Source organism: Streptomyces sp. NPDC001514, assembly GCF_053597075.1.
On sequence record NZ_JBSFHO010000034.1, the window covers coordinates 36,322 to 56,844 of the forward strand.

The following is a 20,523-nucleotide window of genomic DNA, read 5'->3' on the forward strand; positions in this document are numbered from 1 at the left end:
GGGGTGTGGTGGACATCGCGAGGAGTCCACCACACCCCATTGCGTTCCCTATTCCTCAGCGGATCGACTGAAAGCGGATCTCCCCCCGAATGCTCGGATAATGCTGTAGAGGAGATCACTCGAACCAGGTCCGTTGGGGACGGACCAGGAGATCGGGGTCCCCGGCTTCAGGACATCTGCCAGCATGGGCGCACACACGGGGCAGGGGCTTCGCTCGCTGTACAGTTCGGTGATCTGAGTCGGCTTGAACCCCTTCGCGCTCAACTGGTCCATGATGTGGTTCTCCGCGTGGTAGCCGCCACCCTTGCTGAAGCCGACCACTAGATCACCGGTCTTGGGGTCATTCCACCCGGGAACCCTCGCGACCGCGACATTTCGGCCGGTAGTGATTCCGGCTGCGGTTCTGGCCTTGTACGCCATGCGGCTGAGTTCGGTGCTGAGGTAGGCGATCATCCCCTCACAGGGATTGACGCTGTGCGCGGCCGCCGCACGGAAAGTCGTGGCTTTGGGCTTGGTGCACGTTTCCACCAGAGCGCGGAGCGCCCTCGCGCCAATGCCCTCGATGGCTGCCTCGGTCAGACCAAGAGTCCGCAGGGCCTTGTAGGCGTCCGCGACTCCGATGCCGGTTCTCACGGCGGCGTCGGCCGCCCTGACGGCGTCCGCGATGGGCCTGAGGATCTTGCCTGCGAACAGTGCCGCGACATCCACGGCTGCCCAGGCGCATCCGCCCCAGCTTCCGTTTTCACCGCCGGGGGTGAGCTTTTGGGCGCACTTGATCCAGCTGCCGAAGAGGATGTCGACCGGGTCGATGTTCGCCTGGTACTCGGCGATCGTGATGGTGTGCGTGACCTCTTGGGACAGTTCCTTGGTCGGGTACTCGCCCAGGTACGTCGTCGCACTGGCGGGACACGTGAACTGCGACGGGTCCAGATCCTGCGCGGTGCACAGGTACAGGTCGAGGACTGCTTTGTACCGAATCTTCGCGGTGATCGTGCAGTCGCCCTTGTAGAAGAGCTTGTCGATCCAGCCGTCGCAGCCGTCCGTCTTCTTTACGGTCTCGGGATCGCCGACCTTCTCGATGTGGTCGACGACATAAAACATGTTGCCGATGGAGCCACCGGCCTCGTCGACGACGGTTCCGGCGTCGATCTGCTTCGCCTTCGCGGCCTTCTCCGCCCTGTCGGCCGCTTCCTGGGCTTCCTTGGCGTACTTGGCGGCGTCCTTCGCGGCTTGTTCGGCTTCTGTGGCGGCGGCGTCGGCGCGGTCGGCGGCGGCCCGTGCGTCCTTGGCGGCCTGCTCGGCCGCGGTAGCGGCGTCGCGGGCGGCCTGGGCGTCGAGGGCGGCCTGGTCGGCGGACTCGCGGGCCTGCTTGGCGTAGCCCTCGGCGCGCCCGGCCGCCTGGTCGGCGGCAGCGGCGTCCGCGGTGGCCTGGCGGTCGTACTCGATCGTGCGGGCCAGGGACGCCGATGCCTGCGAGGCGGCCTTGGCGGCGTCGGCCGCGTAGCCCAGGGCCTCCTTGGAGTAGGTGCGGGCGTTCGCGGCGTGCGTGGCGGCGTTGGCCGCGTACTGGTAGGCGATCTTCGCGTCGCCCTGTGCCTGTTCGGCGAGGTTCTTGGCCGCGGCGGCCTCGGCCTGCGCGTTCTTGGCGTGGGCGTCGGCGACGGCCTTCTGCTGGTCGGCGATCGACTTCGACGCCTGCCCGGTCAGCACGACCAGGCCGGCGGCCGAGTCGGTGGTGACGTAGGGGGAGCCGAGCTGGATCGCGTCGTTGGCCGGCTTGGCGACCTGTGCGGCGGCGTTGCCCGCGTCGGCCGCGGCCTGCGCGGTGACATGGGCGAAGCCCGCGGCCTTCGCCGAGGCCACGAGGGCCTTGGCGGCCTCCTTGTTCGCCTCGTCCGCGTCCGTCTTGGCGGCCTTGGCCAGCTTCTCCGCCTCTTCCGCGAGTTTGACGGCGGTCTTGGCCTCGACGGAGGCGTGTTCGGAGGCCTTGATGGCGTCGGCCGCGGCGCTGGTCGCGGTCTTTACCGCGGCGTCGGCCTTCAGCTTGGCGGCCTGGGCGGCGTCCGCATCGGAGCGGGCGCGCTTGGCGGCCGCCTCGGCACGGGTGGCCGCCGCGTCCGCGTCGGCCGCTGCCTGGGTGGCGGCGTTGGCCTCGGACCTGGCCCGGCCGGCGGCCGCCTCGGCGTCGTCCGCGTGCCTGTCCGCCTCATCGGCGGCGGCGCGTGCGGCCTCGGCCTCGGCGCCGGAGTCCAGGGAATGGGCGTAGGCCTCCTTGGCATCCGCCTTGGCACGAGCCGCATCCGCCTTCTGTTCGGCGTCCCAGGCGTCGTCCCGCTTGGCCTTGGCGTTGTCCCGGGCCTTGACCGCGCCGTTCTTCTTCTCGACGGCGGTGGCCTCGGCGGCTTCGGCCTTCTTCTTGGCGTCTTCCGCCTTGCCTGCTTCAGCCTGGGCGTTCTGCTTGTGCTGGGCCGCTTCGGCCTGCTTGGCCGCGGCGGTCTCCTTCTCCGCCTTGGCCGTCTTCTCCTCGGCCTCGGCCGCAAGCCGCTTGGCGTGCGCGTCAGCTGCAGCCGCCTTCGCGTCCGCCTCAGCCTTCAGCGCGACCGCGAGCTTCGCCTCCGCCGTCTCCTTGTCCTTCTTGGCGTTGTCCCGATGCAGCTTGGCCGCATCCGCCGCCGCCTTCGCCTGCAACTCCGCCTTGTGCGCGGCCTCCTTGCGGAACTCCGCATTGACCTGCGCCGCCTGCGCCAGCGCACGCTGCGCGATTGTCTCGCTGTCACCCGCGGACGCCCGCGTCGCCGCCTCGGCGGTTTCAGCGGCCTTCACCATCGCCGTCAGCGCAGCGACGATGCCCTTGGTGACCTGCGCCTTCTGCTGACCGACCAGAAGGCCCCGACCACGCGGCGCACCAGCGCCGTCCGCGATCCCGTACGCGGCCTGCTCGGCGGCGTCCGACGTGGTGCCCGACTTCTTGGCGTTCTCCAGCTGCGTCTTCAGCGCCGCCAGCTGCTTCTTCGCCGCCGCCTGGGTGTCGGTGACGCCCTTCTTCGCCTTGTCGAACTGAGCCTTGTCCGGGTACGACAGGCTGTCCGTGCCCTTGTGCCCGGACGGCTTGATCAGGAACTTCTGCGCACTGGCGTCCTTGCAGTCCCACAGCCGCGCGTCCGTGCTCTTGGTGAACGAACTCAGGTCCAGGCACTTGCCCGTGGACACGCTCTTCAGCGGCGAGGTGGCCCGGACATCGCCCTTCCACGACTGCCCCTTGGACTTGTAGCAGTCCGAGATCTGGATCTTCGTGCCGTTGGCCGACGCATTCCCGGCCACATCCAGGCACTTGAGCGAGCCGACGTTGCGGATGTGGAGGTCGTCCTCGCTGCCCTCGATCGTCCACTGCTGGGCGGCGCCGTTGTTGCAGGTGTAGATCTGGACCGGCGTGCCGTTGGTCTTGGCACCGCCCTGGACATCCAGGCAGTTGCCCTTGGCGCCCGGCACCTCGATCGTCACATAGCTGTCACCGATCCAGCCCACACCACCCGCGGACCAGTGGTCCTGCCAGCGGGTGTAGTAGTCGGCGAGCCACGACTGGCCGAGGACCTGGCCCAAGGCGAATGAGCCGTCCTGAAGCGTTTTCGTGGCGGTGAGGTTGGCAGTGAGGATCTGCTGCCTCTGTGTGGCCTGGGCGGCGATCTCCTGCTGCCATTCGGCGGATGCCTGCGCTACCTCTTTGCCCAGAACCCGGTTCGGGTCGATCGGGTCGTGCCAGGCGCAGGACGCGAAGCGGGTCTTCAGGTCCTCGACCGCGATGCGGAACTCCGGGGTGTCCGGGGCCGGGGCTGTGCGGGGGAAGCCGCCGGCGGCGAGGAAGATGCGGGCATCATCGGCGAACACCCTGGGAACGAAGAGCTGGTTGGGTTCGATCTTCCCGGAGTTCTTCTTCCACAGCGCCCACGCCTCCTGCTCTTTCGGCGTCCCTCCGGTGGTGTACAGCGGGTCGCCGATCGCGAGCGCGGCGGCCTTCGTCTTGTCGTCAGCGGTGGGCGACGGGTCGTAGAACGGGTTGAACACCTCGAGCGGAGCCCCGTACGCCTGGTACAGCCAAGGGAGCAGCCCGGTCTGGTCGAAGATCTTGCCCGGGTCTCGCGGTTCGCCGGGGTAGGTCTCCAGGCCGCTGACGGTGTCGGACCACGCGTAGCCCTGCTTTTTGACTTTGTCGACCCACTGGTCAGTGTTGTCGCTGTCCGCGTTGTGGGCCTGGTGCAGCGGGGTTTTGTCGTTGAAGATGTCCCGTTCGAGCTTCTTGTGGAGCTGATCGGGCGGCAGTTCGATGGCTTCCTGCGCAAGGGCGAACATGTTGGGTCCGCCCATGCGCAGGGCTTCAGCGGCCACGCACTGATCCTCACGCAGCTGTTCGGCCGCTTTGGTGTTGTAGCCGTCGTACGAGTCGCTCACCGTGGCCATGCGCGGTTCGGTGTTCCGGCCGGCCAGTTCGGGCTGGACTGCCAGACCACCGAGGACGGCCAGGGCGGCGACGGAAGTGATGGCGGTGGTGAGGGGGGTGGATGATCGAGATCTGGGGTTGAACAACCCCGGTCTGAATCGCAAGAGGGGCATCCTTCACAGCGAACGAAGGCAAGCGGGGGTGACCGCCCGGAGAGGCGGTGGCGGTACGCGCGGGTCAGCCCGCTGTCCCGGCGCGGAGACAGGGGCGGCAGGCAGCGGCGACCGCTGCGGCGTTCACGGTGAGCCGGTATCGCGGCATGATGAATGCATCCCTCCCCCGCGGCGGCACTGTTCCCCCGGCCGCCGAATGACGTGCGCGCGTCATGGCGGGGTGGTCTAGGCCCCTCCCGGGCGCGCGGCGTTCACCTTAGCCACAGGTCAACAGGACCCGGCAAGGGCTGGCCTCGGCGCCCTGGTCGTGCCGTGGAAAGCAGTTGCGCCGGATCTCGTGGCGCAGCACGGCAAATGCCAAGCTCATACCCGGAGTTACATGTGTGAGACATGTAGAGAACCAGTGCAGATAGCGTTGGCTTTCAGTCAAAGTTTGGCCAGAAGTCGTGCGCGCGTCGATAGCCGCGGTCGTGCTCCGAGGGATGCCACCTCTCCGCATGTCGGCTCGCTGCAGGGCGGCTGCGCGCAAGGCGTCCGCGTCATTGCCGGAAAGCCGCCCCGTCGGCCCGTATCCAGGCCGGCGGGGCGGCTTTCTGCGTAGTTGTTCGGGCTGCGACCGCTTCCCAGACGCGATGGTGACATCGGCCCGGCGAACACATCACGTAACTGACCCGGGATCGCCCCCGGTGTGGGTTCCCGGGGCCTCAGGACTGTTGCTGGGCGGTCAGCCCACGAGGTGGTTCTCTCGTGCGGAGTGCGCCGAGGGCGTCGCGCGGTGGTTCGTCAGCTTCTCGCCCTCGACGTCGATGTTCGGCAGGAGCCGGTCGAGCCACTTCGGCAGCCACCAGGCGGACTTGCCGAGCAGGGCGAACAGGGCGGGCACGATGGCCATGCGGACCACGAAGGCGTCGAAGAGGACAGCGGCAGCGAGGCCGAAGCCGATCATCTTCACGAAGTCGTTGTCCTCCACGATGAAGCCGGAGAACACGCTGGTCATGATGATCGCGGCCGCGCTGACGACCCGGCCTCCGTACCGGAACCCCGTGACGACCGCCTCGCCGGGACGGGCGCCGTGGACGTACGCCTCACGCATCCGGGACACCAGGAAGACCTCGTAGTCCATCGCCAGGCCGAAGACCACGCCGATCATGAAGATCGGCAGGGTGCTCATGACCGGGCCCGGCTGGTCGACGCCGACGAGGTCGGCGAGCCAGCCCCACTGGAAGACGGCCACCACGGCACCGAGGGCCGCGCTCACCGACAGGAGGAAGCCGAGCGCCGCCTTGAGAGGCACGAGCACCGAGCGGAAGACCAGCATGAGCAGGAGGAAGGCCAGGCCGACGACCAGGCCGAGGTACGGGAGCAGTGCGTCGTCCAGGGTCTGCGAGAAGTCGATGAACATCGCGGTCTGGCCGGCGACCATGATCTCGGAGGCGCCCGTCCGGGACTCCAGGCCGCCCGCCATGTCGCGCAGGGAGCGCACCAGGTCCTCGGTCCTGGTGTCGGTCGGACCGGTGTCGGGGACGACGGTGACGAGGGCGGTGTCGCCCGACGGGTTGGTGGTGACGGGGGAGACGGCGTCGACTCCGTGGACCCCTTCGAGAGCTGTACGGACCTGCTCCGCCGCCTTCTTCGAGTCCTTCGCCTCGACGGTGACCGTCAGGGGCCCGTTGAAGCCGGGGCCGAAGGAGTCCGACAGCATGTCGTACGCCTTGCGCTGGGTGGTGTGCGGAGCCATGCTGCCCTCGCCCGGCAGCCCCAGTTCGAGGCTTGCGGCGGGCACGGCGACGGCACCCAGGCCCACGACGCAGAGCAGCAGGACGGCGACGGGGTGGCGCAGGACGAGAGAGGCCCAGCGGGCGCCGAGGTTCGGCTTGCGACGGGCCTCGCGCTTGGCGGCCCTGCGCTGCTGACGCTTCGACAGCGGCTTGCCGGTGTGCTGCTTGCGGACCCTGCGGGCGAGCACCCTGACGGGGGCGAAGCCGAGCAGCGCGGGCACGAACGTGATCGCGACGAGCACGGCGACGGCGACCGTTCCGGCCGCGGTCAGCCCCATCTTGGTGAGCATCGGGACGTTCACCACCGCGAGCCCCGCCAGGGCGATGATCACGGTGAGCCCGGCGAACACGACGGCCGAGCCGGCGGTGCCCACGGCACGCGAGGCGGCCTCTGCGCGCTCGCGTCCCTCGGCGATCTCGGAGCGGTAGCGGGAGACGATGAACAGGGCGTAGTCGATGCCCACGGCGAGGCCGATCATCATCGCGAGCATCGAGGTGGTGGACGACAGACCGAAGGTGCTGCCGAGCGCGGTGATGCAGCTGATCCCTATGCCGACGCCGATCATGGCCGTCAGCAGGGGCATTCCGGCGGCCACCAGGGAGCCGAAGGTGAGCAGCAGGACGACGGCGGAGACGAGGATGCCGATCTTCTCACCCGTACCGCTCATCGCCTGCTCGATCTCGACGGCGTCGCCGCCCGCCTCGACGGCGAGGCCCGTGTTCCGGGCCCGCTCCATCGCCTTGGCGAGACCGTCGTGCGCCGCGTCGGTCAGCTCGGTGGCCTTCGCCTCGTACGTGACGTAGGCGTACGCGGTCGTACGGTCGCCGCTCACGGCGTTCGCCTTGAACGGGTCGGCCACGCGCTCGACTTGAGGCGCCTTGGCCAGGTCGGCGACGAACTGCTCGACCTGTTCCTTGCGGGCAGGGGAGGTGATCTTCTCGGTGCCGGGGGCGCGGATGACGACGCGGGCGGCGGCACCGTCCGCGCGGGCGTCCGGGAACTTCTCCTGGAGGAGGTCGAACGCCTTCTGCGACTCCGTGCCGGGCATCGAGAAGGTGTCGGCGGGCGGGGCAGCGGCGGTGGAGGCCGCGAAGCCCGCGCCGACGAGGGCCAGGAGCCACAGGAGGACGACCAGGCCGCGCCGTCGGAAGGCGAAGCGGCCCAGTTTGGAGAGGAACGTAGCCACAGTGGAGGAGTCCTGTTCTGTGAGGCGGTCGCGTCGCCGAGGGCACACCAGAGGTGCCGTCGGCGACGGACCGGGTCTTTGCAGGTGAGGAACGGTGCTCATCGGGCACCAGGGGCGCCACGCGCAGGGCCGAACCGGTGTCGGCGGGGGAGCCGCGTGGGGCGGTGGTGAGCGGGCGGCGTCAGGCAGGGCAGGTTTGGGAACCGCCATGACTCAGGGCCGCTGATGGGGAGTTGCCCGCGACGGGGCGGTCGCTCGGAGGCGACGCTGATGGAGAGGCCGCCGCGGTTACGAGGCGGGGGAGGAGCCCCGTTGCGTGACGGTGATGACCGAGGCCGGGCACACACCGGAGGCGACGCGGACTGCCGCGTGCTGCTCCTCCGGCGGTCGGGCGTTCAGCAGGACGACCAGGCCCTCGTCCTCGTCCTGGTCGAAGACCTGCGGGGCGGTCAGGGCGCACATTCCGGCCCCGAGGCAGCGGTCGCGGTCGACGCGGACGTCCATGGGATCAGTCCTCGTCCCAGGTGACCGGCAGCCGGTGCACGCCGTAGATGTTCATGTTCGTCCGCAGCGGCACCTCCTCGGCCGGCACGTCCAGCCGCAGCGTGGGGAACCGCCTCAGCAGCGCGGGCAGGGCCACCGTCATCTCGACGCGGGCCAGTTGCTGGCCCAGGCACTGGTGGATGCCGTGTCCGAAGCCCAGGTGTCCCGTGGCCTTGCGCTGCAGGTCCAGGACGTCCGGGTCGGGGAACCGATCCGGGTCCCGGTTGGCGGCTTCCAGCGAGATGGTGATGCTCTCACCCGCCTTGATGAGCCGACCCTCCAGCTCGACGTCCTCCAGCGCGGACTTCACGCTGGTGTGGGCGATGGTCAGGTAGCGCATCAGCTCCTCGACGGCCTGGGGGGCGAGGTCCGGGTCCGTCCGCAGGGCGTCGGCCTGTGCCGGGTTGGTGAGGAGCGCGAACGTCCCATGGGCGATCATGTTGGCGGTGGTGTCGAGCCCGGCGGCGAGCAGGAAGCCCCCGACGCCGATCAGCTCCTCGTCGGTGAGGTCGGAGTCCTGGGCCAGGTCGCCGAGCACGTCGTCGGAGGGTGCGGCGCGCTTGGCGGCGACCAACTCGGCCATGTACTCCTGGAGTCCGACAAAGGCGGCGTACTGGTCCTCGGGCGTCACATCCATGGACATGATCGTGTGGGCGTGCTCCTGGAAACGCTCACGGTCGGCGTAGGGCACGCCGAGCAGCTCGCAGATCATCAGCGCGGGGAGGGGGCGGGCGAACGCCTCGACCAGGTCGGTACCCGGGCCGCGGCGCTCCATCGCGTCCAGGTGCTCGGCGGTGATCTCCTCGACGCGATCGGAGAGCTGCCGCATCCGGCGGACGGTGAACTTGCCCATCAGGAGCCGCCGGAAGCGGGTGTGCTCGGGCGCGTCCATCCCGGTCATGTCACCGACGGGCGCGGGCGGGAGCGGGCCCTCAGGACCGCCGGGGAACGGGTAGTGCATCAGCTCGTACCGCGAGCTGAAGCGGCTGTCCCCCATGATCGCGCGGACCGTGGAGTAGCCGGTGGCCAGCCAGCCGACGTGCCCGTCGGGGTACGTCATCCGGGTCAGCGGGCTCGCCTCGCGCAGCTCGGTCAGGCCGGCGGGCGGGTCGAAGGGACAGCCGGCGGCGCGCTGCGTGGGGAAAGTGACGGGCTCTGTGGTCTCGGGTCGGGTCGACGGTTCGTGCTGCATGGTGTCCTCCGTGGAGAGTGACGTGCGGTGAACTGTGACGTGCGGTTTCATCTGGATGTGGCCGGGGTGGGCGACCAGGCCGATGCCGGCCGACAGCCAGGTCAGCGCCAGGGTGAGCAGCGTGAGGAGGGCGATCGCGGCGATCCACTCGACGGCGGTGGCGTCGGGCGTCTCTCGGCGGTCGAGGGAGCTCAGGCGCGACGGATCGCGATGTCGCCGACGCCGGTACGGGCATGGATCTCGACGGTCTCGTCGGACGTGTCGGGGCTCTCGGCGGCACCGAGCGAGTTGCGGAAGGTGCCGACGCGGGAGTTGACGTCCAGCCAGGCCGCAGTGGACTCGCGGATGCCGACCTCCACATCGCCCGCGGCGGTCTGGAGCTGGATCACGCCCCGGGCCACCTCGTCGATACGGATGGCGCCGTTGGCGGACTTGGCCTCCACGGACGCGTGGGCGACGCCGACCGTGATACGGCCGTTGGAAGAGTTGACCTTCAGATGACTGGTGATCTCGCCGATCGCGGTCTCGCCGTTGCCGTTCTTGACGGTTGCCGCGCCCGCGATCTCGCCGATCTCGATCCGGCCGGCCCCGTGGATCTCGGCGTCGCCCACGGCACGGTCGACGCGGATGTCCCCGTGGTCCGTACGCAGGTTCGTGATACTCGCCTCGTCGAGCCGGATGTCGCCGAGCGAGGTCTTGACCCGGCACTCCCCGAGCGGCCCCTCGCAGGTGTAGTCCCCCATGGGGGAGGTGCCCTGGATGTGCGAGCCGGCGGGCAGTTCGACGGTCACGTCGATCGATCCGTGCTTGCCTAACAGGGAGCGCTTCCTGGGCCCCTTCACGGTCAGGACGCCGTTGGCGTAGGTGACCTTGGTCTGCTGCACCGCCCGTACGTCGGCCTCCTCGGCGCCGTTGCTCGGCAGCACCTCGACGACCGTGTCCGTGCGCTTGCTCGCGGTGATCTGCACGTTGCCGATGTCGAATTCGAGGGTCGCGGTGATGGGTCCGAGGGTTTCGTAAGAAGGCATGGCTGTCCCGTCCTCTTGGCTCTGGAGTGTGTTTGCGCAGGTGGGGCGGTGGTGGAGTGGTGATGCGGCAGTGGGGAGATCCGGCTAGCGGACCCAGCCCCGGTAGCTCTTGCCGTGGCGCGTGGCGCGGGTGGGCTGGGCCGGTGCGCCCGGCTCCAGGGCGAGGGCAACCGCACGTACGAGCCAGGCGTTGACGGACAAGCCCTCCTGGCCGGCCGCGTCCTCCACCCGGGCCTTGAGGGGCGCCGGGAGTCGGAAGTTGATGCGGGCCGTACCGCCCTCGTCGCCGTCCGCCGTGGGTGGTGCCATCGGTGCCACCGATGGCGCCATCGGTGCGGCCGCCTCGGCCGCGCGCTCGCCGGGCGCCTCGGGCGCGGGCGGCGCCGTCACCACGAACTCGGGGTCGAGACCCCGCAGCCGTACGTCCACCGAGCCCGGCGCCAACTCGCAGGTGATCTCGTCCGACGCGGCGGACAACGCATTCAGGAGGGTCAGTCGGGCGGCCGACTCCAGCGGCGCGGTCAGCCGCTCGGCCAGGGCGCGCGCCTCGTCCCCACCGGCGTTGGCGGCAACCGCGAGCTCGCGGCGGAGGTGATCGACGTAGGGGGTCAGGTCCATGGAGAGATAGTGGCACCAGAATGGCGCCATTGCAAGTCATTGTGGCGCCGCATGGCACCCAATGGCGCCTCGTGGCGACGCATGGTGTGCCTCGTGGCGCCATCGCCCGAATTTCGGGGGCGCGGCGTCAAGGGCGCGTATGGACGCGATGGCCCCGTGGCGTACGGCCCTCACGAACAGTCCGTGACCGCCTGCGCGATCATCGAGGGCAAGGTCGGCGATCCCGCGAGCTGAGCGCCACGCTGACCTCCGTGGTCCCTTCGCTGGAGCTATGCGAGTGCAGGGCCTCGTAGGTGGCTGCGTCTTTCTCCGAGGCGGGTTCGGCGCCGTGAATGGTTCCTATGCGCGCTGTGGTGCGTAGTGGCTCAGGAACATGTCGACGCCGCTGGTGATGAGACGGTCCGTCAGGTCGTCGTCGATGTGGGTGCCGTAGCCGCTGAAGACCATGTGGGGAAAGACAAGAAGCGCGTAGAGCTGGATGATTGCGACTTCGAGATCGGGGATGACGAGCCGGCCCTGGTCGGCGAGTGTGCGCAGCGCGCCGGCGACGGCGGGGTGGTGGCCTTCGGGGCCGTGCCCCTGCCAGGCGCGGCCGAGTTCGGGGAAGCGGTGCACCTCGGCCGCGATGAGGTTGCGCAGGGCGGTGACCTCGGGGTTGTTCCGGACGCCGGCCACCCAGGCGCGTGCGGCGTCGATGAGCGCGTCGCGCAGCTCTTCGGCCTCGGCCAGGCCGTCGAGCGCGGCGGATGAGGCGCTGCCGAGGGGCTCGTCGAGCGCGCTCGTGATCACGGCGGTGAAGAGGGCCTCTTTGCTGCCGAAGTGGTTGTAGACGGTCACCTTGGACACACCCGCCCCGGTGGCGATGGCGTCCATGCCGACGCCGAAGCCCTCCCGGAGGAACAGCTCGCGCGCCGCCTGGACGATGGCCCGCCGCTTGGCTTCGGCGCGGGCGCCGGTGGGGTGCTTGACGATCTCCGCGCTCATGGACGGATCCTAGCAGTCAACTGAACTGAACAGTTGAGTTCAGTTGAACTGAACCGTACAGTTCAGATGGGCTGGCGTCCGGCTCAGCCCTCCGTCGTGAGGAGTCGTCATGACCCACCCCGTTGCCGGTGCGCAGCATGCGCCGTCGCACCCTCTGCCATCCGCCGACCCGCGCCGCTGGGCGGCCCTCGTGATCATCTGTGTCGCGCAGTTCATGCTGATCCTCGACGTCACCGTCGTGAACGTCGCACTGCCGGACATGGCCGCCGACCTCGACCTCGGCCGGGCGACGCTGACCTGGGCGGTCACCGCGTACACCCTGTGCTTCGGCGGTCTGATGCTGCTCGGTGGCCGACTCGCCGACGCCCTTGGCGCCCGCCGGACCCTGCTCGCCGGGCTCCTGGTCTTCACCGGCGCCTCGCTGGTCACCGGACTCGCCGTCAACGCGCCCATGCTGCTCGGCGGACGCATCGCCCAAGGCGTGGGCGCAGCGCTGCTCTCCCCATCGGCGCTCTCCATCGTCACCACCTCCTTCCACGGGGAAGAGCGCAACAAGGCCCTGGGCGTATGGGCGGCGATCGGCGGGACCGGCGCGGCCGCCGGCGTGCTGATCGGTGGCGCGCTGACCGACGGCCCCGGCTGGCAGTGGGTTTTCTACGTCAATGTGCCGGTCGGCCTCGCCGTCCTGGCCGCCGTGCCCGCGCTGATTCCGGCCCGCGCGCCGCAGCCCGCCCGGCTCGACGTGCCAGGGGCGCTGCTGGTCACCGCAGGCACGGGCTCCCTCATCTACGGCCTGGTCACGGCAGGCGACGCCGGGTGGGGTGACGCCGCCACGCTGCTGCCGCTGGCCGCCGCGGTGGTGCTGTACGCGGCGTTCGCCGTGGTCGAGCGAACCGGCCGGGCCCCGCTGATGGACCTGCGGATGTTCACCCGGCGGCCGGTTCTGGCGGGCGCGTTCCTGATGCTGATCGCCACTGCACTGCTGATCGCGTTCTTCTTCCTCGGGTCGGTCCATCTGCAGCACGTACGGGGCTTCAGCCCGCTCGAGACCGGCCTGCTGTTCCTGCCGGTGGCCGTGGCAACCGGCATCGGCGCCCATCTCGGGTCCCGGCTCGTCGGACGGATCGGCAGCCGCACCACCGCCGTGGCCGGCATGGTGATCGCGGCCGCCGGAACCATCCCGCTGACCCGGCTCTCCGCCGACACCAGCGTGTACACAGGTCTGTTGCCCGGCTTCGTGATCGCGTCCCTCGGTCTCGGCGCGGTCTTCGTCACCGCCACCACCACCGCGCTCGCCATGGTGGAACACCATGAGGCAGGCCTCGCGTCCGGCGTCGTCAACACCTTCCACGAGGTAGGCGGTTCCATCGGCGTGGCCGTTGTCTCCACCGTCGCCGCAGCCGGCATCGAGCGCGGCACCGTCGGCGGTTTCACCGATGCCTTCACGGTCTGCGCCCTCGCCGCGGCGGCGAGCGCAGCGGTTGCCCTGGCGCTCGTACCGCGTGGCAAGCCGCAGTTGACCGGCGGCCCCCACGTGCACTGACACGCACCGGTGCCGTCAAGGGGCGAAGGGTGCGCCTGCCCCCGACACCTGTGACGTCACGCTTCGCTCGCTGCCCGCCCTCGGCGCCGCGTCAACTCGGCGCCGGGGGCGTGGGTATGCCCTGCTCACCGGTCGGAACCTGTGGCGCGCGTGCGGCGGTCAGTGGGCTCGGTGCCGGCGGTGGCGGTGGTGCGTCCCGCCATCCGCTTCCGCGTCCGCGGAGGACCCGTCGGCGGTTTCGGCCGTCGGGCGCAGCCCGGATACGGTGACCGCCACGAGTCGTCGGACCGCGGCCTGAGAGGGCAGAGTGCCGGCCGCGCTGAGTGCGTGCAGGCAGTAGGCGGCGAGCTCGTCGGGCGCGACATCGTCCCGTAGCCGGCCGGCCTTGGCGCCCTCCGCGAGAAGGCCGCTGATGAGGTCCCGGAGTTGCTGATGCGCGCGGGCGACATGCTCACCCTGGTGCAGAAGGGCCGTGAGCTCGCTGCCGTGATGCTCGTGCCGTTTGTGGGTCATGAACGCGTAGGCCGTCAGTACGGCTTCGAGTCGCTCGCCCGCGTCGCCGGCCTGGTCCCTCACCGCGGTGAGGTGTTCGAGATGCCCGGTGATCTGGCGCTCGTGCCAGGCGGTCAGCACTGATTCGACGTCCGGGAAGTACTTGTAGAGCGTCGCCCGTCCGATGCCGGTCTCCTGGGCGATGCGCGACATCGTCACCGAGAGCAGCCCGTGCTCGGCCACCAGCTCCGCGGCGGCGTCCAGGACCGCGTCGCGCACGGCGCTGCGGTGTGCCTCGATCGTCTCGCTCCACAGCTTCGGCATCCCCTGAGTGTACGGGACGACACTTGCGTGACACTATGACTTGACAGAGACACAGTGTCTCGCAAACAGTTGGTCGCCGTGAAGGACCCGGTAACCACGCGCGACAGCGAAGGACACGCTCATGGCTGAACTTCCCCCTTCTGCCCACCCGGCCGACGAGACGCAGACAAGCAGGCCGAGATGGGTGACGACGTTCATTGCGATCGGCATCGTCCTGGTCGTGGCCTTCGTCGTCATGCACCTGACCGGTAGCGGCATGCAGGGCATGCACTGATGGCCATGCCGCCCCGGCTGCGCAAGCTCGCGCTCACCGCGCACGTGACGGCCTCGGTGGGCTGGCTCGGTGCTGTCGCCGTCTTCCTTGCCCTCGCCGTGATCGGCCTCACCGGCCAGGACGCCCAGACGGCGCGCTCCGCGTACGTCGCGATGGACCTCACGGGCTGGGCGGTCATCGTGCCGCTGGCCCTCGCATCCCTGCTGACCGGCGTCGTCTCGGCCCTGGGCTCCACCTGGGGCCTGTTCCGGTACTACTGGGTCGTGGTGAAACTCGTGATCACGGTTCTCTCCACGATCGTGCTCCTGGTGCACATGCAGCCCGTCAGCCACCTCGCCGACATGGCGGCGGGAGCGGACTGGACCGGTGTCGAACTCAACGGTTTGAGGACCCAGCTCGTGATCCAGTCTGCCGCCGCTGCACTGGTGCTCCTGGTGGCAACGGTCCTGTCGGTGTACAAGCCGCAAGGCCGCACCGGCTACGGGCAGCGCAAACTGGCTGAACAGCGCGCCGCATCGCAGGCCACGAGCGCAGCCACCCCCGCTCCCCGGGCCCAGGCAGGGACCCAGGGGACCGCCACCGCGCCCTGACCTCGCGGACGAACGGCAACGCCAGAGCAGGGCTCCGCCCGGGGCGAGGACATCGCCCCGGGCGGAGCCCTGCGCCTGTCTGGATCAGTGGCCGTCTCCAGCGGCGACCTCGAGCCGTTCAGCCGACGTGGACGCGGGGTCGGTTCGCGCGGTTGGGTTCGGCTTCGCGCAGGACCTCGCGGGTGACGGGGGCGACCTCGCCCTGGCCGAAGAGGAAGAAGCGGAGGAAGTTGGCGAAGGGGTTGCCCTCGGACCATTCGAAGTACATGTGGGGGCGCTGGCCGGTGGCGTCGCGTACGTGGAGGAGGAGTGCGGCCAGGGCGTTGGGGATGGAGGAGCTTTCCAGGGTCAGGACGCGGTAGCGGCCGTGCAGTACCTCGCCGCGTACGTTCATGCCGGCCTCGAACTCGGAGGGGTCGCCGACGGTGACCTCGACGAAGACGAAGTCGTCTCCTGTCGGGACGTCGTTGTCGGCCCGGATCTGGTGGATCTTGTCGCGGTACTCGGCGACGTCGCGCTGGTCGGGCTCGTTGGCGATGAAGCGGATCGTGCGGTGGGAGATGTCGCGGACGAAGCGCTCGGCCATGTCGTCCAGGGCCACGCCGGTGACGCGCAGCTCGAAGGCGCGGGCGAGGCGGGAGGCCAGGGACAGGATGATGATGCCGGCGATGAAGCAGGCGCCGATCTTCACACCGTCGGGCCGTTCGATGACGTTGAGGACGGTGGTGTAGAGAAAGACTGCCGAGATGGCGGCGAAGGCGATCGTCCAGCCTCGCTGCCCGGCGCGGTTGGCGGCGATGGTCACCGCGATCGCCGCGGAGCAGATCAGGACGAGGACGCCGGTGGCGTAGGCGCCGCCCTGGGCGTCGACGTCGGCGTTGAAGATCCAGGTGACGAGGAACGCCACCAGGATGAACACGATCACCATGGGCCGCACGGCGCGCGCCCAGTGCGGGGCCATGCCGTAGCGGGGGAGGTACTGGGGCATCAGGTTCAGCAGTCCGGCCATGGCGGAGGCGCCGGCGAACCAGAGGATGGCGATGGTGGCGACGTCGTAGACGGTGCCGAAGACGTTTCCGAGGTATTCGTGCGCGAGGTAGGCGAGGGCGCGTCCGTTGGCCTGGCCGCCCGGCTCGAACTCTTTGGCCGGGATGAGCAGGGTGGTGATGAAGCTGGTGGCGATCAGGAAGACGCTCATGATCAGTGCGGCGGTGGTCAGCAGCTTCTTGGTGCCGCGGATGCGTCCGGCGGGCTTCTCGTGGGTGTCGCCGGGTTCGCCCTCGACGTGAGGCATGACCGCCACGCCGGTCTCGAAGCCGGACAGGCCGAGGGCCAGCTTGGGGAAGACCAGGAGTGCCACGCCGATCATGGCCACAACGTTTCCGTGCTGGGTGGTCAGGGCGGTGGACCAGTCGGTGACGACGTGTGCCTCGGTGGCGATGTGCCACAGGCCCACGGCCACGACGACGGCGTTCAGGGCCAGGTAGGCCCCGACGAGGGCGACGGCGACGCCGATGGCCTCCAGGAAGCCCTTGAGGAAGACCGCCCCGAGCAGTGCGATCAGCAGCAGGGTGACGAGCATCTGCTGTCCGTGGAGGAAGCCGGGCACGTGCGGGTTTTCCAGCAGGTGGATGGAGGAGTCCGCCGCCGACAGGGTGATGGTGATGAGGAAGTCGGTGGCGGCGAAGCCGAGCAGGGTCAGGACGAACAGCTTGCCCTTCCAGAACGACAGCAGGCGCTCCAGCATGGCGATCGAGCCCTGACCGTGCGGGCTCTCCTCGGACACCCGCCGGTACACAGGCAGCGCGCCGGCCAGGGTGACGATCACCAGCACGATGGTGGCCACCGGGGAGAGCAGTCCCGCCGCGAGCGCGGCGATGCCGGGCTGATAGCCCAGGGTGGAGAAGTAGTCGACGCCGGTCAGGCACATGACCCGCCACCACCGCTGCCCCTTGTGCGCGGGCTCGGGCTCGGCGTGCGCCCCCTTCTGGTGCCTGGCCATGTCGGACAGGCCCTCCAGCATCCACGCGCGCAGGCGGCTCGTACGGGCCTGGACGGGGGTGGCCATCTGTGCTCCTGATTTACGGTGAACGATTCCGGCCATCACAGAGACGGCGCGATCAGCGTATGCAGGAATGACCCGCCGGCCCACTCGGTCCCCGCGCGCCAAGAGGCGGGTGTCAGGGTCCGTCGAGACGGTGCGTGACGGAGCAGACGCGTGCGGGAGAGGACGCGGAGGCCCCCGAATCCACTCAAGCCCGGCATGGCAGACGTGAATGGCTGCCCGCGGGGATGCGTGCACGCCTCGTCGGGCCGCACAGCTCCGGTGTCTCGGAGGGGCGTCAAGAAAGCGTTAGGGATTCCTACGGCATCTCACATATGGCGCAATCACGCTCATAGCTGCCGCTGCCGTCAGTCCAGGCCGGGGACCTTGAAGACCGTCTGGGCGGTCTCGCCGTCGATCCGCCGCGACAACACCTTCAACGCGGTCGCCCCGCACAGCAGCGTTCCCCGGCCGAGAGAGGTGCGGGCGCCCGCGTCCAGCTGACGCCACAGCTGAGGACTCGCGATGAGTACCCGTGGGTCCAGTTCGACCCGTCCGCCGTCCAGACCGCGCAGGACCAGTCGCTGCGCGACACCGTCGGACCAGCGGACGGCTACCAACTGGTCGGTTCTCACGCGCCGCTTCCTCAGGAGGGTGCGCGAGGCGAGCCAGCCCTCGCCGGCCGTCACTCGTGGCGGCAGCAGCACCACGAACAGAAGGGTGGCGAGTCCCATCCACAGGAGGGCACGTGGGGCGGTGAGGCCGCCTGCAGCGCCGTCGATCAGCAGGAGCAGGGCAAGGAGCAGTGCGGCGCAGCCGATCGTGGCCCGTAGTTCACCGGTCGAGTCGGTATCCGAAGCGTGCTGTCCGGGGGGGGCTCCACACGGTCGGCGTCGCGCCCCGGAACGGATCGTGTGCCCCGTTCCATGCAGCCGACGCTAAGGGCACCAGGGGTTCGCGCCCGGGTGCATTGATGAAGCACTGACGTGGTGTCGGCCAGCTTTGATGCCCTCCTGACGGCCCTCGTCAAGAACGCGTGAAGACATTGCCGATTCGCGCCGAGAACCCGCCAGAGCCAAGCAGAGCCGACCGGATACGGGGACACCCTGAGCGGACCTGGAACAAAGGAGCTCACCCGCCATGTCCGTCCTGACCACCGAGACCGGCATTGCGCCCAGCGCAGAGGAACCCCCGGATACCGGCGCACGCCACAAGCTCACCGCCGTCACCGGCCTGGCCGCGCTCTCGCTCGATGCGATGGCCTCGGTCGCATACGGGCCCGAAGCGATTGTCCTGGTCCTGGCCGCCGCGGGCGGCCACGGGCTCGGCTTCACGCTCCCCGTCACACTGGCCATCGCGGGACTGCTGGCCGTGCTGGTCGCCTCGTACCGGCAGGTGATCGCCGCCTTCCCCGACGGCGGCGGCAGCTACGCGGTCGCCAAGGCACACCTGGGCCGCCGTACCAGCCTGGTCGCGGCCGCCTCCCTGGTCCTGGACTACGTCCTCAACGTCGCCGTCGCCGTCACCGCCGGCGTGGCCGCGCTGACCTCGGCCTTCCCCGAGGTGTACGACGACCGGCTGTGGCTGTGCCTCGGTGTGCTGGTACTGATCACCGCAGTGAACCTGCGGGGCATCGTCGACTCGGCGAAGGCGTTCATCGTGCCGACGGTCGTCTTCATCGGCTCCATCCTGGTGCTCATTGTGGTCGGCCTCTTCCGCGACGCCCCGGCGAGCACCGAGGCGGCCGCCGGCCACGCCGCCGTACTCGCGGACAGCGCCACCACCGTCGGCGCGCTGCTCCTGCTGAAAGCTTTCGCCTCGGGTTGCTCGGCGCTGACGGGCGTCGAGGCCATCGCCAACGCCGTCCCCTCCTTCCGTGCCCCGGCCGTCCGCCGCGCCCAGCGCGCCGAGGTCGCGCTCGGTGCGCTCCTCGGTGTGATGCTGATCGGCCTGTCCGTACTCATCTCCCGCTTCGGGCTCCAGCCGGTCGAGGGCGTGACCGTGCTGGCGCAGCTCGCCGACGCGTCCCTCGGCCACAACCTCGCCTTCTACGTGATCCAGTTCGCCACCATGGTGCTGCTGGCCCTGTCGGCGAACACGTCCTTCGGCGGACTGCCCGTCCTGCTGAAACTCCTGGCCCGCGACAACTACCTGCCGCACGTCTTCGGCCTCAAGGCCGACCGTCAGGTCCACCGGCACGGCGTGCTCGCCCTCGCTGCCGTTTCCGCCGCGCTGCTGCTCTTCTCCGGCGGCGACACCAACACCCTCGTGCCGCTCTTCGCGATCGGCGTCTTCGTGGGCTTCACCATCGCCCAGACCGGAATGGTTCTGCACTGGCTCGGCGTCCGCGGCCGGTCATGGGCCGGCAAGGCGGTACTCAACGGACTGGGCGCGCTGCTCACGGGTGTCAGCGCGGTCATCGTCACCGCCACCAAGTTCCACGACGGCGCCTGGCTGATCGTCGTCGCACTACCGCTGATGGTCGCCGGGTTCGAGTGTGTCCACCGCGCCTACGGCAGGATCGGCGAGCGCCTCGGGCTCGGCCGCATCCCCGAACCCCCACACCGTGACCGTTCGTTGGTTCTGGTCCCGGTCTCCTCACTGACCCGGCTCACCAGTGAGGCCCTGACCGCCGCGGTGTCACTCGGTGACGAGGTGCGCGCGGTGACCGTGTGCCACCCCGACCCCGAGGACAGCGCGCAGACCGAAGCACTGGCCCGGGACTGGGACCTGTGGAATCCCGGCGTCCCGCTCGTCCGCGTTCCCTCGGCCCGGCGCACCATCGGCCGACCGCTGGCGGCGTACGTCCGGGAACTGGCAGCCGCCGACCCTGGCACCCGCATCACCGTGCTCATCCCCGAGGTCGAGCCGGCCCGTCTGTGGCAGCGGATGCTGCAGAACCAGCGGGGCGCGGTCGTCGCACACGCCGTCCGCCGCGAGACGAACGCCGTGATCTGCCGACTGCGCTTCCGGCTGTCCGATCTGCCCTGACCGTCAAGGCGGGTCGCCGCCCGACGCGCGAGGTCGTACGGGATGCGTCAAGAGCGCAGGGGAGCCCGTAAGAGGCCCGTTAACGGAAGCCGAGTCGTGGCTGAAAAGCGGTTTTCTCTACTGGTCCGAGAATCCGAATCTCATCCAGGAGCTCACGATGGCCGACGTGGCCTTCGTCGTCACCACGATCGCGGTTTTCGCGCTGGTGGCTCTCATCGCCAAGGGGGTGGCAAAGCTGTGAACGCCGAAAACATCGTCGGCCTGATCGTTGCCGCCGCCCTGCTGGGCTACCTCGTCCTCGCCCTCGTCAAGCCGGAGAGGTTCTGA

14 protein-coding genes are annotated in these 20,523 nt (G+C 69.6%); 4 read left to right on the forward strand and 10 right to left on the reverse strand.

The features are described from left to right. Window positions 1–48 precede the first annotated feature (48 nt). The 7 genes from ACWCXB_RS29120 to ACWCXB_RS29150 all read right to left on the reverse strand — a co-directional run bounded on the left by ACWCXB_RS29120 (window position 49) and on the right by ACWCXB_RS29150 (window position 11,938). Window positions 49–4,608 (reverse strand): RICIN domain-containing protein, encoded by a 4,560-nt coding sequence (locus ACWCXB_RS29120; RefSeq protein WP_450726728.1) that lies wholly within the window; start codon window positions 4,606–4,608, stop codon window positions 49–51. 724 nt (window positions 4,609–5,332) lie between these two features. Further along, entirely contained in the window at window positions 5,333–7,573 is a 2,241-nt protein-coding gene (locus ACWCXB_RS29125; protein ID WP_450726729.1) for an MMPL family transporter, read from the reverse strand. Between the two features lie 288 nt (window positions 7,574–7,861). Continuing rightward, complete coding sequence (locus ACWCXB_RS29130; RefSeq protein WP_450726730.1) at window positions 7,862–8,077, reverse strand: ferredoxin; 216 nt, start codon at window positions 8,075–8,077, stop codon at window positions 7,862–7,864. Window positions 8,078–8,081: 4 nt separating this feature from the next. Beyond that, on the reverse strand, window positions 8,082–9,308 hold the full coding sequence (locus tag ACWCXB_RS29135; RefSeq protein WP_450726731.1) for a cytochrome P450: 1,227 nt from the start codon (window positions 9,306–9,308) through the stop codon (window positions 8,082–8,084). Between the two features lie 191 nt (window positions 9,309–9,499). Beyond that, complete coding sequence (locus ACWCXB_RS29140; protein ID WP_450726732.1) at window positions 9,500–10,336, reverse strand: DUF4097 family beta strand repeat-containing protein; 837 nt, start codon at window positions 10,334–10,336, stop codon at window positions 9,500–9,502. A gap of 84 nt (window positions 10,337–10,420) precedes the next feature. Continuing rightward, window positions 10,421–10,954, reverse strand: coding sequence for a hypothetical protein (locus ACWCXB_RS29145; RefSeq protein ID WP_450726773.1), 534 nt, complete (start codon window positions 10,952–10,954; stop codon window positions 10,421–10,423). A 339-nt stretch (window positions 10,955–11,293) separates the two neighbouring features. Next, window positions 11,294–11,938: a TetR/AcrR family transcriptional regulator gene (locus tag ACWCXB_RS29150; protein ID WP_450726733.1), complete on the reverse strand. Its 645-nt coding sequence runs from the start codon at window positions 11,936–11,938 to the stop codon at window positions 11,294–11,296. 109 nt (window positions 11,939–12,047) lie between these two features. On the opposite strand from ACWCXB_RS29150, the gene ACWCXB_RS29155 reads away from it, so the two are divergent. Next, window positions 12,048–13,481 carry an MFS transporter gene (locus ACWCXB_RS29155; RefSeq protein WP_450726734.1) on the forward strand — a complete coding sequence of 478 codons (1,434 nt, stop codon included), beginning with the start codon at window positions 12,048–12,050 and terminating at the stop codon, window positions 13,479–13,481. 159 nt (window positions 13,482–13,640) lie between these two features. On the opposite strand, the gene ACWCXB_RS29160 is transcribed toward ACWCXB_RS29155, so the two are convergent. After that, a complete protein-coding gene (locus ACWCXB_RS29160; protein ID WP_450726735.1) occupies window positions 13,641–14,297 on the reverse strand; it encodes a TetR/AcrR family transcriptional regulator in 657 nt (218 codons plus the stop codon). Window positions 14,298–14,570: 273 nt separating this feature from the next. On the opposite strand from ACWCXB_RS29160, the gene ACWCXB_RS29165 reads away from it, so the two are divergent. Continuing rightward, window positions 14,571–15,161: a hypothetical protein gene (locus ACWCXB_RS29165; protein WP_450726736.1), complete on the forward strand. Its 591-nt coding sequence runs from the start codon at window positions 14,571–14,573 to the stop codon at window positions 15,159–15,161. Between the two features lie 118 nt (window positions 15,162–15,279). Here ACWCXB_RS29165 and ACWCXB_RS29170 read toward each other — a convergent pair whose 3' ends face one another. Then, window positions 15,280–17,229: an amino acid transporter gene (locus ACWCXB_RS29170; protein ID WP_450726737.1), complete on the reverse strand. Its 1,950-nt coding sequence runs from the start codon at window positions 17,227–17,229 to the stop codon at window positions 15,280–15,282. A gap of 344 nt (window positions 17,230–17,573) precedes the next feature. Next, on the reverse strand, window positions 17,574–17,939 hold the full coding sequence (locus ACWCXB_RS29175; protein WP_450726738.1) for a hypothetical protein: 366 nt from the start codon (window positions 17,937–17,939) through the stop codon (window positions 17,574–17,576). A gap of 406 nt (window positions 17,940–18,345) precedes the next feature. Here ACWCXB_RS29175 and ACWCXB_RS29180 point away from each other — a divergent pair, with 406 nt between their 5' ends. Then, entirely contained in the window at window positions 18,346–20,196 is a 1,851-nt protein-coding gene (locus ACWCXB_RS29180) for an APC family permease (protein WP_450726739.1), read from the forward strand. Between the two features lie 237 nt (window positions 20,197–20,433). After that, window positions 20,434–20,523 (forward strand): K(+)-transporting ATPase subunit F, encoded by a 90-nt coding sequence (gene kdpF / locus ACWCXB_RS29185; protein WP_329869792.1) that lies wholly within the window; start codon window positions 20,434–20,436, stop codon window positions 20,521–20,523.

Bases quoted from the DNA above. Each gene is read 5' to 3' on its own strand.
- ACWCXB_RS29120 (WP_450726728.1), bottom strand. From the start codon at position 4,608: ATGCCCCTCTTGCGATTCAGACCGGGGTTGTTCAACCCCAGATCTCGA.
- ACWCXB_RS29130 (WP_450726730.1), bottom strand. From the start codon at position 8,077: ATGGACGTCCGCGTCGACCGCGACCGCTGCCTCGGGGCCGGAATGTGC.
- ACWCXB_RS29135 (WP_450726731.1), bottom strand. From the start codon at position 9,308: ATGCAGCACGAACCGTCGACCCGACCCGAGACCACAGAGCCCGTCACT.
- ACWCXB_RS29140 (WP_450726732.1), bottom strand. From the start codon at position 10,336: ATGCCTTCTTACGAAACCCTCGGACCCATCACCGCGACCCTCGAATTC.
- ACWCXB_RS29145 (WP_450726773.1), bottom strand. From the start codon at position 10,954: ATGGACCTGACCCCCTACGTCGATCACCTCCGCCGCGAGCTCGCGGTT.
- ACWCXB_RS29150 (WP_450726733.1), bottom strand. From the start codon at position 11,938: ATGAGCGCGGAGATCGTCAAGCACCCCACCGGCGCCCGCGCCGAAGCC.
- ACWCXB_RS29155 (WP_450726734.1), top strand. From the start codon at position 12,048: ATGACCCACCCCGTTGCCGGTGCGCAGCATGCGCCGTCGCACCCTCTG.
- ACWCXB_RS29160 (WP_450726735.1), bottom strand. From the start codon at position 14,297: ATGCCGAAGCTGTGGAGCGAGACGATCGAGGCACACCGCAGCGCCGTG.
- ACWCXB_RS29165 (WP_450726736.1), top strand. From the start codon at position 14,571: ATGGCCATGCCGCCCCGGCTGCGCAAGCTCGCGCTCACCGCGCACGTG.
- ACWCXB_RS29170 (WP_450726737.1), bottom strand. From the start codon at position 17,229: ATGGCCACCCCCGTCCAGGCCCGTACGAGCCGCCTGCGCGCGTGGATG.
- ACWCXB_RS29175 (WP_450726738.1), bottom strand. From the start codon at position 17,939: ATGGGACTCGCCACCCTTCTGTTCGTGGTGCTGCTGCCGCCACGAGTG.
- ACWCXB_RS29180 (WP_450726739.1), top strand. From the start codon at position 18,346: ATGTCCGTCCTGACCACCGAGACCGGCATTGCGCCCAGCGCAGAGGAA.